Source organism: Sporomusa intestinalis (assembly GCF_055383785.1).
Genome location: NZ_AP042390.1, coordinates 3,704,260 through 3,718,798 on the forward strand (window position 1 = coordinate 3,704,260; position 14,539 = coordinate 3,718,798).

The 14,539-nt window shown below is 50.8% G+C and carries 12 protein-coding genes; 5 read left to right on the plus strand and 7 right to left on the minus strand.

The window, feature by feature from the left end:
* Positions 1 to 32: 32 nt before the first annotated feature.
* The 5 genes from ACZ481_RS17460 to ACZ481_RS17480 form a co-directional block, all read right to left on the minus strand.
* Entirely contained in the window at positions 33 to 323 is a 291-nt protein-coding gene (locus ACZ481_RS17460; protein ID WP_464766625.1) for a UxaA family hydrolase, read from the minus strand.
* A 143-nt stretch (positions 324 to 466) separates the two neighbouring features.
* On the minus strand, positions 467 to 1,813 hold the full coding sequence (locus ACZ481_RS17465; RefSeq protein WP_464766626.1) for an MFS transporter: 1,347 nt from the start codon (positions 1,811 to 1,813) through the stop codon (positions 467 to 469).
* A gap of 242 nt (positions 1,814 to 2,055) precedes the next feature.
* The gene (locus ACZ481_RS17470; protein WP_464766627.1) at positions 2,056 to 2,985 is read right to left on the minus strand and encodes a dihydrodipicolinate synthase family protein; all 930 of its coding nucleotides are present in this window, start codon (positions 2,983 to 2,985) and stop codon (positions 2,056 to 2,058) included.
* 359 nt (positions 2,986 to 3,344) lie between these two features.
* On the minus strand, positions 3,345 to 4,748 hold the full coding sequence (locus ACZ481_RS17475) for an FAD-binding oxidoreductase (protein ID WP_464766628.1): 1,404 nt from the start codon (positions 4,746 to 4,748) through the stop codon (positions 3,345 to 3,347).
* A 140-nt stretch (positions 4,749 to 4,888) separates the two neighbouring features.
* The gene (locus tag ACZ481_RS17480; RefSeq protein WP_464766629.1) at positions 4,889 to 6,529 is read right to left on the minus strand and encodes an ATP-binding protein; all 1,641 of its coding nucleotides are present in this window, start codon (positions 6,527 to 6,529) and stop codon (positions 4,889 to 4,891) included.
* A gap of 196 nt (positions 6,530 to 6,725) precedes the next feature.
* Between ACZ481_RS17480 and ACZ481_RS17485 the strand changes: the two genes are divergently transcribed.
* The 5 genes from ACZ481_RS17485 (at position 6,726) to ACZ481_RS17505 (ending at position 12,971) form a co-directional block, all read left to right on the plus strand.
* Positions 6,726 to 7,418, plus strand: a complete 693-nt coding sequence (locus ACZ481_RS17485; RefSeq protein WP_464766630.1) for a response regulator transcription factor — start codon at positions 6,726 to 6,728, stop codon at positions 7,416 to 7,418.
* Between the two features lie 161 nt (positions 7,419 to 7,579).
* Positions 7,580 to 8,548 (plus strand): helix-turn-helix domain-containing protein, encoded by a 969-nt coding sequence (locus tag ACZ481_RS17490; protein ID WP_464766631.1) that lies wholly within the window; start codon positions 7,580 to 7,582, stop codon positions 8,546 to 8,548.
* Between the two features lie 179 nt (positions 8,549 to 8,727).
* Positions 8,728 to 10,518 carry an ABC transporter ATP-binding protein gene (locus ACZ481_RS17495; RefSeq protein WP_464766632.1) on the plus strand — a complete coding sequence of 597 codons (1,791 nt, stop codon included), beginning with the start codon at positions 8,728 to 8,730 and terminating at the stop codon, positions 10,516 to 10,518.
* Positions 10,511 to 12,253 (plus strand): ABC transporter ATP-binding protein, encoded by a 1,743-nt coding sequence (locus ACZ481_RS17500; RefSeq protein ID WP_464766633.1) that lies wholly within the window; start codon positions 10,511 to 10,513, stop codon positions 12,251 to 12,253. Before ACZ481_RS17495 ends, ACZ481_RS17500 begins: the two co-directional genes overlap by 8 nt.
* A gap of 274 nt (positions 12,254 to 12,527) precedes the next feature.
* Complete coding sequence (locus tag ACZ481_RS17505; RefSeq protein ID WP_464766634.1) at positions 12,528 to 12,971, plus strand: VOC family protein; 444 nt, start codon at positions 12,528 to 12,530, stop codon at positions 12,969 to 12,971.
* On the opposite strand, the gene ACZ481_RS17510 is transcribed toward ACZ481_RS17505, so the two are convergent.
* Positions 12,968 to 13,372, minus strand: coding sequence for a PadR family transcriptional regulator (locus ACZ481_RS17510; protein WP_464766635.1), 405 nt, complete (start codon positions 13,370 to 13,372; stop codon positions 12,968 to 12,970). The two genes, ACZ481_RS17505 and ACZ481_RS17510, sit on opposite strands and share 4 nt — an antisense overlap.
* 30 nt (positions 13,373 to 13,402) lie before the next feature.
* Positions 13,403 to 14,503, minus strand: a complete 1,101-nt coding sequence (locus tag ACZ481_RS17515; protein ID WP_464766636.1) for a GTP-binding protein — start codon at positions 14,501 to 14,503, stop codon at positions 13,403 to 13,405.
* Positions 14,504 to 14,539 lie beyond the last annotated feature (36 nt).

Below are 14,539 nucleotides of genomic sequence, written 5' to 3' on the forward strand. Positions count from 1 at the left end.
GATGGTTAATCCCTCCTGGTGGCGGCTCTGATTTACAAATCACCGCGGCCGCGGCAGCCGCCCAGATTATGCACATGCGTGTGCTGCCCCGGCTGAATGTCTGTTGTCGCTTCACCAATCACTTCACCATATTTAATAATTTTTTCGCCGGCTGCGATTTTCCGGATAGCCACCTTATGGCCAAAAGGAATGGTTTCCCTGACATGAACAGCAACCACAGTGCCGTTAACCTGTACTTTTATATCTGTTGCCGGCAAAAGCTCCTGGGTCGCTGTCGCCACATTATCGCTGGCTTTCATCACAATTGCCTGAGACTTACTCATGTTCACTGCTCCTCTTATTAATTGCGAACTCTTTCGCTATACGTTATCTGTCAAATCTTAAAATTCAGTTAAATTATCCACTGGAACAGGAGACCCGCCTATTCCCGGCCGGCAGATAAGAAAGGGCTGCCGTGCATGTAGTACTACACAGTGTGCCGCGGGCCGCCCGTGGCGGGGTCGGCGGGCACAGCCGGCTTGGTATTGCTGCCAATCCCCAGCGGAATGGAAAGCAGGAACAATATGGCCCCGACAAAGGATGCCACCCCTAATACATATAAACCGGCGGCAGGACTGTGGAAGGTCTGTTCCGCCCACACCCGCAGGTTAGGAGCCACAAAACCGCCGAGATTGCCGATTGAGTTGATCAGGGCGATTGCGCTTGCAGCCGCCACCCCGCTTAAAAACCGGGTCGGCATCGTCCAGAATACGGGCTGACAGGAAAAATATCCCGCTGAAGCAACACATAAGGCAGCTATGCCAATTAGCGGCGAACCGGTGGCCGAGAAAATAACCCCCAGGCCGGCCAAAGTCATCAGGCCAGCGGCGAGAATACCCCGTTTGCCTGATCTGTCAGAATAACGCGGAATGGTAGCATTGGCCATTAAGGTACATACCCAGGGAATCGCACTGACAAACCCCACCAACAGACCGACTTTTTTCCCTAATAAACCGGCCACCTGCGTGGGCAGATAGAAGGTAACGCCATAGACGCTGATTTGAATCATGAAGTAGATGGCGCAAAGATACAAGACCTTCGGATTGGCAAGCGCCTGCCAGGCGCTGACATGGCCTGCCGGTTTCTGAGCGTTTTCTGCTGCGAGTTCGGCAACAAGGCTTTGCTTCTCTTCTTCCGGAATAAAGCTGGCCTTTTCCGGCCGGTCAACAAGGTAAGACAGCGCCCAAATACCGACCGCTGTAGCCATAAGGCCTTCTACGGCAAACATCCACTGCCAGCCGGTAAAGCCAAGGATTCCATCCATCTCCATAAGCAGGCCGGACAAGGGCGAGCCAATGATAAAGGACAGCGGCGCGCCAAAGTAAAACAGCCCCATAACCGTACTGCGCCTGCTGGCAGTAAACCAGTAAGTCAAGTAGTAGATAATTCCGGGAAAAAAGCCTGCTTCACAAATACCGAGCAATACGCGGAGTACCAAAAACTGCATTTCTGTTGTCACAAAAGCAAACCCGGCGGCAACAATACCCCAGGTAATCATAATCCTGGCCAGCCACATTCTGGCGCCGATATGGTGCATAATAATATTGCTCGGAACCTCGAACACTGCGTAGCCGAGGAAAAATATCCCGGCGCCCAGCGCAAAGGCCGCGTCACTAATGCCGGTGCTTACCTGAAACTCTTGCTTGGCAAAGCCAATGTTGGCTCTGTCTAAAAACGCCAATACGTACATAAGCAGGATAAAGGGTACTAGTTTTTTCTGGGCTTTGTCCATTGCCAAATTTGCGAGCTGCTGCCTTGTGGTTAAAGATTCCATTCGTAAAATACCTCCCTGACCAATAAAGTTTTTTGGCTGTTAGAATTCCCGAGCTTTATTGGCCGCTACGGCTGCGACAACTGGAATATGTGACGAGGAATGGTCATATAACTACCAGCATATTAGCGCCTATGTATACAAAATACTGACCAACCGTTCGCCTTAAAATGATAGTAACAACGCTCAAGCGGCATGCCAACCACTATGTCTGCTGACCAACCAACCCCCTTCTGCACTCACGCTTATTCAGTTTTATCTAAACCTTCCTGTTGAATAAAGGTAAGTACCGCTTGCAAAGCAGCTGCTATTCCCGCTTTTACCCCCTGCAGCTTTTCCTCCTCGCCGGCGGACAAAGGCTGCTTATACGGTCCCATCGCGAAGCCGCGCATTTCCAGGGCTGCCTTGAAGCCAACCGGGAATGGCGCCGCAAACATGGCTCTGATAAGCGGCAGCATAGCCTGCTGCGTGCGGTTGGCTTTCCCATAGTCGCCGGCCTGCCAGGCCTCCCAAATCCCTACCATGATTTCGGGGATAATCCCCGCGCTTGCCGTCATACAGCCGCAGGCGCCTGCAGACAAAGCCGGCGCCAGTATTTCTTCCCTGCCGACCAGAAAACTTAAATCGGCACCGGTACGCCGGACCTTGTCCATATAGTGCATCAGGTCCACCATACTGCCGCTTGAGTCTTTCATCCCCACGATATTGGCGCGCCGGCTTAGCCTTTGGACAACATCGGCCGAAATAGGCGCGGCAAACAGCGGTATGTTGTATAAAATAACCGGCAGTCTGGTAGCCCCGGCCACCAGTTCAAAATGCTTTTCCATACTTTCCTGGCTAATGGGATAATAATAGGGCGGGCAAATCACCACACCATCACAGCCTAACGCCTCTGCCTTGCGCGTTAGCTTAATCGAATTCTCCGCACAGGTCGAACTGACCCCCGGGATGACGGCAATCTTTCCCCGGGCCTGCTCAACGACTACCTCCATAAAACGATAACACTGCTCTAGCGACAGGTGGACAAATTCACCTACTGAACTGATCGGAAATACCCCGTGCAGCCCCTTGGCAATCATAAAATCGATCATGTGCCTCAGTACTGCTTCATTGATGTCGCCGTCAGTTTTAAACGGCGTCAGCATGGCCGCATAAATCCCGGCTGGCTTAAACATATAACAACCTCCCAAGCCCATATCACATTATTCTTATACATGAATTACGTTCAATATACAGAACACACTTCATGTACCTTGCGATAGATGCAGCTACAATCTAACTAGCTGCATCTATCGCAAGGTACACATATATGAACTAAGTTTTCATATGTGATTTATTTAAATTTACCACTTTTGCCGAAATCAGTCAATATATTTTCTTTATTTTCAGATACTATTTTAATCGCGAAAATTTATACAACCGCTTTTTCAGAAAAAAAAGCTGTGCCGGATACTTCCCAGCACAGCATATTCCACGCTGGCCTGTAAAGCCACTGCGCGGTGCGGGTATTATTGCTTGTAAGACGTGCCTCCTATCACTCAACCAGGAAGACCGTGCCCGGATTTAAAATAAGATTAGGGTCAACAGCCTTTTTGATAGACTGCATCATTTTAAGCTGCACCGGATCGGCGAATTTGTGCATCCATTTGGCTCGCTTGGAGCCGATGCCGTGTTCGCCGGACATCTTGCCGCCGATACGGTAGGTAAAAGCCAAGAGCTCCTCCAAAATTTCGTCTATCTTGGTGGGCCATGCTTCGGCCGGTATATCCCCCTGCAAAATATTCAAGTGAATATTGCCGTCACCGGCGTGGGCAACAGTCCGGCTGACAGCCGAATGTTTGGCGCAAATAGCGGCGATTTCTTTCATGGCGTGCGGCAGGTGCTTAACCGGAACCACCATATCCTCCGAACTATGAATGTAGCTTTCTTCCCGGACGGCATCGCCAAAGGCCTTACGGGCCGCCCAGATTTTCTTGGAGTCAGGCACCAGCGTGGCAATTGCGCCGTTGGCATTACAGATCTCATCAATTTGAACGGCTTTGTCATCCAGCGCGTCTTCGTCGTTGGTTTCGATGGTAATGATGAGATAATTGCCGTCTTGCTGGTGGGGAAGGCTCTCCTTCAAATATCTGGCACATATATTAACGGCGCCATTATCCATATACTCCAGGGAAGTAGGATCAATACCCGCTTTCAGAAGTTTAAACACGGTGCCGATCGCTGCTTCCGCATCGGGAAATACGGCCAGCAAATCCATTTTGTGTTGCGGCAGCGGTATTAATTTCAGCGTAGCTTTCGTAATAATTCCCAGCGTACCTTCCGAGCCGATTACTAACTGTTCCAGAGAATAGCCGGAAGTGCTTTTATTGAGTAATCCCCCCAGTTCGGTTATTTCACCGGTGGGGGTTACGATTTCAATCGCATAGACCTGCTGACGGGTAGTCCCATACTTAATCGCTTTATTTCCACCGGCATTTGTTGCAATATTCCCGCCGATAAAGCAGTTATCCCCGCTGGACGGGTCGCCGGCGTAGAGCAGGCCGGCTTCTTTGGCTGCCGTTTGCACATCCTGGGTTTTAACCCCGGCTTCTACTACCATGTACATGTTTTCGGCATTAACCTCCAGGATTTTGTTCATTTTTTCCAGGCTTAGCACAATCCCGCCATATATAGGCGCAGCCCCGGCCGCCAGGCCGGTGCCGGCCCCGCGCGGCGTAACCGGAATCAGCTCCCGGTTCGCCAGTTTTATAATTTCAGCGACTTGTTCGGCCGTTTCCGGAAACACAGCCGCCTCCGGCAAATGCTGATAACGGCTGTCCGTTACTTCATCCTGACTGTAAGTCACCAGCTTGTCAGCGTCGGTTACGACATTTTTTTCACCCGCAATGGCTCGTAAGGAAACTAATACCGCTTCATTAATCTTGTTATACGCTTTCATAAAAGACCCCCAATTCGTTCTTTGCAATGAACAGAGTTCGTCAATAAGAACATTTATTTTATGGCTTATTTATAGTATTTTGTTGCCAGAATCAAAACTCCTGCTATATTTTTCATATTTTTTTGTAATAAGCTGTATACCTAAAATAGCAGATAAAAAATACTCCCGCCGCCCAGTTTACTTTCGACCCGGATTTCCCCCTGATGTTTATGCAGCATTTCCCGGGCAATGTACAAACCTAAACCGATAGATTCTTTTTTCGCATGCTGTCCTTTGTAGTATCGGTCGAAAATGTGGGGAATATCCGCCGGCTCAATACCCGGCCCGTTGTCTTTGATGGCAATCTCCACTTTGCCCTGCCCCGCAGGCACGGCGGACACTTCAATCCGGCCGCCTTTGCCGGTATAGGCAATCGCATTGGTCATAATGTTTTCGACCGCCCGGTACAATTTGACGGCATCCACCGTTTTGCAGACAGCAGCTCCCGCGGCCACAGTCAGGAAAACTTCGATTTGTTTAGCCGCCGCTTTCAGTTCCGCATCTTCGACGATTTGTTGCAGGAAGCAGTCTATTCGCACCGGTTCCCGGTTAAGCACCAGATTATTGTCTTCCAGTCTGGCCAACAAAAAGAAATCATCCACGATGGCGCTTAAATACTTGACTTTTTCGCTTATTTTCCGAATATACCGGGCTTTATCGTCCTCTGTTTTCACCTGGCCTTCCGTCAGAGCCTGGGCATACCCCAGGATCACCGTCAGCGGGGTCCGCAGGTCATGCGAGATACTGGCTATCAGCTGGGTTTTGTCACGGTTGGCCTGTTCGGCTGCTTTTTTCGACCGGATCAGTTTGCGAAAGGTCCGGCAGAGGAAATATACGGCAATAAGCAACAGGCTCCCCAGCAGGACGGCGAGCGCAAGCAGCCGTTTTTCGGCCCGGTTGTTTTGCGGAATTACCATTGAGGCTTCATAAATTTCATCATAATTGATGTGTTGAATTACTTTGTTGATTATGGGAATTAATTGCCCATGATCTTTTCTGGCGCCAATAAAAATCTGATTCTTTTCCCCCAGTTCACCCACTATCTTTATGTCTTTGTACAGTCCCTGCTCTTTATAATAAGTGAATACCGGAGTTTCGCAGACCGTATAGTCTGCTTTTTTTTCGGCCACATACTGCAGGGCCTCTTCCATATTTTCCACCTCAATGATGCCGGCCTGGGGAATCTCCCTGGCAATGATATCCCAAAACCAGTACCCCTTGGGTACGGCAAAGGTGCTGTCCTTAATCCTGGCAGCATCCCTGACCAGCTGTGTTGCCTCTTTATCGCCGACAATAACCTGGGTCGTTTCCATATAAGGCAGGGAAAACTCCAGGTATTCCTCGCGCCCCTGCGTAAAAGATACGGTCGACAGCACATCAATCCGCCGGGCGGCGGTGCTGTGCAGAATTTCTTCCCAGGTTTCATTCTTGCTGTTTGGATACAGCATAAACGTAAGTCCTGTCAGCTGCTGCACCTTCTTGAGCAGCTCAATGCCCATCCCCCGGGGGCGGCCACTATCGTCCAGATATTCAATGGGGATATAGTCCTGAGCTACCCCCACATAAAATACCCGGTCCTGCTGCGCCTTAATCCACGTTTGTTCCTCCTCCGTAAACAGCCACAGCCGGATATCGGCCTTTTCGCTTTTTATCTCCAGGCCAGCCGGACTCCCGGAAACTTGTGAGCCGAAGCCCAGGATAAATGCCAAGCACAGCCCGGTCATTACCAGCAGATTTTTCATGGTCATAACTCCTCATCCGCGCTCTGTCTGTTTATACCATACCAAAATGCCGGTGCCTTGACCACATTATTTTTTACGTTTGGTTGTCACACTACTATTGCCACTCCTTTTTTTACCGGCGGGAACATGGTAAAATAAAGAAAATACCCAAACCGGGGGAAAGGTGGTGAAAGGTTGCCCGCCGTAACCGCTTGCCATGAAAAATTACACCATTCTTGTCGTCGATGATGATCCGGATATTGTCGAGATTGTAAGCTTGTATCTGAGCAATGCCGGCTATCGCGTATTCACTGCCGCCGACAGCGCCGCAGCCCTGGAGAAAGCTGCGAGCATCGACTTTGATTTAATGATACTGGATATTATGCTGCCTGCCCTGAACGGAACCGACCTTTGCCGGCGGATACGCAGCACCAGTTCCTGTCCGATTCTGTTCATCAGTTGTATCGATGCGGAGGAGCAAATTTTGCAGGCCCTCACTGTCGGCGGTGATGACTACATCCGCAAACCGTTTTATCCCAAAGAATTAGTGGCCCGCGTGGCAACCACGCTGCGCCGGGTGGAACTGGAGCGCCGCTCTGCTTCGGCTCCGGCTGCTGAATTGTGCGCCAGGGACCTGGTGGTCGATGTAAAAAAGTGCGCCGTTTACAAAAATCAGCGGGAAATTCTGCTATCACCGATTGAATTTGACATTTTGTTATATATGATGAAGCATCCCCGCCAGCCCCTTCCCTCTACGGAAATCTATGAACAGGTCTGGCAAAACGAAAGTCTGGGCGACGCCCGCACCGTCATGGTCCATGTGAGCAACCTGCGCAAAAAACTGGAAGAAAATGATACCAAAAAATATATCAGAACAGTAAAAAAAAGAGGCTACGTCTTTCTGGCGTAAAGCCCCTGCCTATCCGCTCCAGCCGGATACCTTGGCAACAGTCCGCCAAACGCATATCCTTTTGCAGTCAGCCCCGAGAGGGGCTTTTTCTGTCTTTTACAAAAACATTTTGTTAGGTATAATATAATTGATTATTATTATCAATAAGCGGGGATTTTGTTATGGAACACCGGCAAAATAATTTCTTATATTATGCTGATGATGTTATCATCAGCCGGCAGTCGGATCACTGTATTGTTTACGAACTAAAAAATGCCGGCGCACCGGGACGCATCACCAGTTATCAGGTTTTTCCCGGCATCAGGCTGACTTACAACGATTTTTATACAGATAAATGCCCGGACCACCTGATTCCGGACCAGGATATAACCGATATACTGGAAATCAATCATTGCCGGGAAGGCCGGTTTGAGTGCGAGTTTGCCAACGGTATGTACGCCTATTTGAGCGAAGGCGATCTTGCCGTCAATCCGGTAATGAATAACCGGATCACCCATGCCGCCTTCCCGCTGGAGCATTATCGCGGCGTTTCCATCTGGATCGAGCTGGAAGTCGCGGCCCATATGATTTCCACCGTACTAAAGGATATTTCAATTGATTTATACGGGCTGCGCACTAAACTGTGTGCCGGCGAGCGCTGCCTTATCCTCCGGGCCCAAGAGTCCATCCAGCATATCTTTTCGGAGCTCTATACCGTACCTGCGTCAATAAAGTACGGCTATTTCAAACTAAAGGTGCTGGAATTGCTGCTGTTTCTCAGTGCCCTTGACGTTTCCGAGCAGTGGGAAGAGCGTCCGTATTTTCCTAAAAACCAGGTAAACAAAATCAAGGAAATCAAACAATTGCTAACCCGGCATATAGCAGATCATTTTACGCTGGAGGAACTGTCCAAACGTTTCGAAATTTCACTCTCGGCCATGAATTCCTGTTTTAAAGCGGTTTACGGCATGTCCATCTATGCGTATATCCGCGCCTACCGCATGCAGGCGGCAGCGGCCATGCTGCTGCAGACCCAGGACAGCGTCACTGTGATTGCCGGCAATGTCGGCTATGAAAACGCCAGCAAATTTGCCAGCGCCTTTAAATCTGTTATGCAGGTGTCCCCTTCCGTTTACCGCAGATCACGTTAACCAAATGGAGCGAACACCGTTTATATGGAGTATTCGTTTCCCCCTATCTTCTTTACAATAGAAATCAGCTGCAGCCTTGCAGCCGGTTTCTATTTTTATTGGCAGCCAGTAGAAACAAAAAGATTTTTACACCTATTCGCCTTATGTTTGCCGCTTTTTTACAGTTAGGAGGGATAACCGTGGATAATCAAAAAGATTCCTTGTTTGCCAGACTGTTCGCATTTGCCGGGAGTTACCGGCTCCTGCTGGTAGTATCCTGGCTGTTGTCAGGCGTTAGCTCCGTACTGTCGCTTGGCCCGTTCCTCTGCCTCTGGTTTGTCATCCGCGAGCTGCTTAACGTATTGCCGGATTTTTCCCAGGCAGTGGACCTGGTTCGGTTTGGCTGGCTGGCGGTGGAATTTGCCTTTGCCAGCATTGCTTTTTATTTCGCCGCGCTGCTGTGCTCCCATCTGGCTGCCTTCCGCGTGGAAAAAAATATGCGGCAGGCGGCGCTGCATACCCTGGTACATTTGCCGCTGGGGTATTTTACGGCCAATACCAGTGGCAAACTGCGCAAAATCATTGATGATAATGCCGGCTTGACCCATGCTTTCTTAGCTCATCAGTTGCCGGATTTGGCCGGCGCCGTCATTATGCCGCTGGCGATTTTGGCCGTTTTCCTGGTCTTTGACTGGCGCCTGGGGCTGGTTTGCCTGGTTCCGGCATTGCTCAGCCTGTTGTTTTTGCGGCAGCTGGTGGGCAGCAAAAACGCCGCGGCCATGAACCGCTATATGAACGCCCTGGAAGAAATGAATACCGCTGCGGTGGAATATGTAAGAGGTATTCCGGTTGTAAAGACCTTTCAGCAAACCGTTTACTCTTTTAAGAATTTCCACGCGGCAATTACGAGCTACTGGCAGTTTGCTGCGGATTTTTCCCTCTCCTGCCGGGTCCCGCTGGTCGGTTTTATGCTGACAATTAACGCACCGTCCTTGCTGTTGATCCCGGCCGGCCTGTTGCTGCTCTTAACCGCCCCTGACTACAAAAGCTTTCTCCTGGATCTTATTTTTTACATGCTGTTTGTCCCCGTATGCGCCACCATGCTGGGAAAAATCATGTATGTGGGGGAAAGCATCATGGCGGCCAGGGAAGCAGTTGGCCGGATATATGCCATCACCCGGGCGCAAACCCTTCCCGCCGGCAGCGGGGCCGGCCCCCTGCAGGATACGGGCATTTGTTTCGAAAATGTAACGTTTACCTATCCCGGCAATCCCCAGCCGGCTGTTGACCAAGTCAATCTTACGCTGCCGCCGGGGAAGACCTACGCGCTGGTCGGTTCTTCCGGCGGAGGGAAAACCACGTTGGCCAGCCTGGTGCCGCGCTTTTGGGATGTAGATGAGGGCAGGGTAAAAATCGGCGGCATCGATGTCAGGGATTTCCCGGAAGCAGACCTGATGCGGCAAATCGCCTTTGTTTTCCAAAACACCAGGCTCTTTAAAGCCAGTCTGCTGGATAATATCCGCGCCGCCAAACCGGAAGCCAGCCGGGAAGACGTGCTGCACGCGGCCCGTCTGGCCCGGTGCGATGATATTCTGGCCAAGCTGCCGCAGGCCTTGGATACGGTCGTGGGAGCAGGCGGCGTGTATCTGTCAGGTGGGGAACAGCAGCGGATTGCGTTGGCGAGGGCTATTTTAAAAGATGCGCCGATTATCGTTTTGGATGAAGCGACTGCTTTCGCCGATCCGGAAAACGAGTATCAGATCCAGCAAGCCCTTAAACACCTGACGCAGGGGAAAACCGTACTAATGATCGCCCATCGCCTGTCTTCGGTTAAAAACGTCGATGCCATCGTCGTGCTGCAAAAGGGCTCGATTGTAGAGCAAGGCACGCACGATCAATTACTGCAGCAGCAGGGCGTGTATGCCGGTATGTGGCGGGAATACCAGACAGCCATTGCCTGGAAGGTGGGGAGGACGACAGAATATGCTTAACTTTTTGCAGACTCAATTTGCTCTCAGCGAAAAAGGCGCCCGGGATTTATGCAAAGGCAGTTTATACAGTGCGCTGGTGAATCTCAGCCTGATGCTGCCGGCCGGCCTGTTTATCCTGCTGCTGGCTGAGCTGCTGCCCCCCCTGGCGGGGCTATATGCACCGGCCCCTCAGCCCATAATGTATGTGGTGCTTGCAATCGCCACGTTTCTGGTGTTATACCTTTGCCATTTTCTGCAGTATTCCAGCGTGTTCCTGGCTACCTATGAGGAAAGCGCCGCCAGGAGAATTGCGCTGGCCGAGAAACTGCGTCAGCTTCCCTTATCTTTTTTCGGCAAAAGAGACCTGGCGGATCTGACGAATACAATTATGGGCGACTGCACAACACTGGAACATGCTTTTTCCCATGCTATTCCCCAGTTATTGGGAGCGATCCTGTCCACACTGCTGCTTACAGCCGGGCTGCTTTATGCCGACTGGCGGCTGGGCCTGGCTGTATTATGGGTTATTCCCGCCGCCTTACTGCTGATTGTCGGCTCAAAATATCTGCAGAACAAGGCCGAGCTTACTCACTATCAAGCCAAAAGAGCCTGCGCCGACGGGATTCAGGAGTGTCTGGAAACCATGCAGGATATAAAAGCCTGCGGTATGAAGGAGCGTTATCTGGCGGACCTGGACAGAAAACTCAATGCCGCCGAGCAGGCGCAGATCCAGGCCGAACTGATTACAGGCACCCTTGTAACCAGTGCCCAGGCCGTTCTCCGGCTTGGCCTGGCCTCAGTGGTGCTGGTAGGCGGCGCTTTATTAATGGCCGGAAAAACAGACTTGCTGACCTACCTGATTTTTTTGATTGCGGCCTCAAGATTATACGATCCCCTCGCGGGAACACTGGCCAATATTGCCGAGATTTTCATGGTTCAGATCCCCATGAAAAGAATGCAGGCAATGAAAGCCCAGCCTGTCCAGCAGGGTGAAAAACAGTATACCCTGCAGGGCTGCGACATCGCCTTCGACCATGTCGCATTTTCCTATCATACGGGCGAGCCGGTTTTAAAAGCTGTTTCGTTCGTAGCCAAACAAGGGGAAGTAACCGCGCTGATAGGCCCCTCCGGCGGCGGCAAAAGTACGGCCGCCAAACTGGCGGCCCGGTTTTGGGATGCAACAGCCGGCAAGATTACCCTGGGCGGCCGGGATATAACGACAATCGATCCGGAAGCCCTGCTGGAAAATTACGCCATTGTTTTTCAGGATGTCATTTTATTTAATGACACGGTCCTGGAAAACATCCGCCTGGGAAGGCTGTCCGCCACCGATGAGGAAGTAAAAGCGGCGGCCAGACTGGCTAGGTGCGATGAGTTCACAGCGCGCCTGCCGCGGGGATACCATACGGTCATTGGCGAAAACGGCTCGCTCTTGTCAGGCGGAGAACGGCAGCGTGTCTCGATCGCCCGGGCGATTCTGAAAAACGCGCCCGTCATTTTATTAGACGAAGCTACCGCCTCGTTGGATGTGGAAAACGAAACAAAAATTCAGGCCGCCTTGACAGAACTTATTAAAAATAAAACGGTTTTGGTTATTGCCCACCGGCTGCGGACGGTTGCCAACGCGGATAAAATCGTCGTTTTGGCCGACGGCGGTGTCGTTCAGCAGGGCAGACCGGCTGAGCTGCTGAAGCAGGATGGCTTATATCGCCATATGGTTGAGCTTCAGCAGCAAAGTACGAACTGGACCTTATAAGAGCCAGGCCCAAGCACTCACGGCGGTCGCCGAAACGAAAGAGCAGGTCGTAGCTTGGACGAGCCACTCACCCTGACGTTTTCATGCAGGCCCTGCGGAATACGCTAGTCCCGCAGGGCTGCCGCGGCGGCACCGGGCTGTCCGGTTTCAGTATTTGTCCGCTTGTTCCGGCTTATCCGGTTTGGAACGTCTGCTTGCAGCGATATCATGCGAAAGGGCGAGCAGCCAGTTGTTGTGGTAAAATAAAGAAAATAAAGAAAGGAGGCCCGCTTATATGAATCGCATCAATCTGATATGTCTTGGCGTCAGGAATATGGAAAAATCCCTGCAGTTTTATAAAGACATAGGCTTTAAGACATATGCAAAAGAAAACAATCCGCAAATTGTTTTCTTTGACAATCAGGGAACGAAATTGGAATTATACCCCCTTGACAGTTTAGCGAAGGACATCAATGAAAAAAATCCACCACCCCTTAATACAGGCGGATTTTGTGGAATCACCCTGGCGATCAACCTGAAATCCACAGCGGAGGTTGATCAGTTTATGGCGGCCGTTGCCGCCGCCGGCGGTATAATTGCCAAGAAACCGGTAAAGGTTTTCTGGGGTGGCTATAGCGGATATTTTCAAGACCCTGACGGCTACTACTGGGAAGTCGCTTATAGTGCGGACTGGCAGTTTGACCACAACGGCATGTTGGTGATAGACGAAAACAATTAGTCCCTGCTATGCAAACTATTCTGGATCCTGCCTCTGGCAAAATCCAAGAACAAACCGATCGAATATCTGTAGTCCTCCAGTGTGTTGATCCAGGTTTTAAGACAGTCCAGCCCATCATCCGTTATTCGATACAGTCTTTTGGCCGGCCCTGAATTGGACACATCCCACACGGCGGTAACATACCCGCCCTGCTCCATTTGTTTTAAGCACCGGTAAACGCCTGAGGGATCAGGCTTTTTGCCTTGAAACATGCAGGTAGCCTGCAGTTTTTGCACAATGCTGTAGCCGTGCAGCTCCTCATCTGCCAACAGAGTGAGAGTGGCCGGATGGATTAATTTTTCCAGATTCGCTCCCGTGCAAGGACAATTATTAAATTTTTTCTTAATACTAAATTTACGCATTCTCGTTGCACCTCTTGCAACCTGATTTATTCAGCAACTTGGCGCGATGATTTGATTGTAGCGGTAAGTCGGATTAGGACGTCCCGGCTTTAGGCATTTTAATGCGGCGAATTCTGCCATCACAGCACTCCCGCCGGCTTTGGAAATTTCCTCTAACACAATAGCTTTCAGTGGTTCCGGCTCCATCTGGGCCCGGGCATTCAGCGTCATTGTCGCTTTTTGACCTTCGCCGGCAGAGCCACGCACCTGGATCAGGTTATCCGGGCCTGTAATATTGCCAATCACAAAGCCGCTGCCTGTTTTTACAAGCAATTTCACATGACCGACCGCAGCTGGCAGCCCGGCAAAGCGCTGTTTCAATGCCTGCAGCAATTGATTGGCGTAACGATCCCAGTCTGCCGATTGGCTCTGCAGGTGGACAGTGGTGTTAAGCCAGCCGAGAACGGCCTCGCCTTCGGCGTAAATATCATAGTCTACCTCGGCTAGATGCTTCCCGGCGGCAGCAGACTGCAGCACATCGTTCAACCAGTTTTCCAGGCCGGCCCCGCTTTGGGCACTGATGACATAGACGTTAGCCCAAGGCCATTCTGCAGCGGTGCGTTTTTGCAAGGCTGCGGCTGTTGCCGGACTTAACAGGTCTGACTTATTGATAATAATAAAATCCGCCTCTTCCAGCTGCTTCCGGAGAATATAAACCGCACTCGGATGCAGTCCTGCCACGCTCCCGTCAAGAAGATGAATTAGTTGTTGAGGATCGACAAGCACAGACAGCGGCGCAACCCGTAATGTATCGGCAAACTTGTCTTTCAGCGGCTGCAATATGGTCGCCGACAGATCGGTACAACTGCCAACCGGTTCGGCAATAATAACATCTACCGCCTTTTTTTCAGTAATATCGGCAATCGCTGCGGTGAACCCCGGAAAGTTGCAGCAAAAGCAGCTCCCGCTCACTTCTGAAACCAGCGCGTTTGTATATTCAAGAAATACGGTGTCTACCAATTCGGATGCCTGATCATTGGTAATCAAGCCGACTTGGTTGCCTGCCTGACTGAGTCTGCCGGCGGCCTCTCCCAACAGTGTTGTTTTACCGGCGCCAAGGAATCCGCCGACTAAAATTAGCTTTGTTTTCATAACCATTCGCCTTCCTTTATTTAATACTCTATTTAA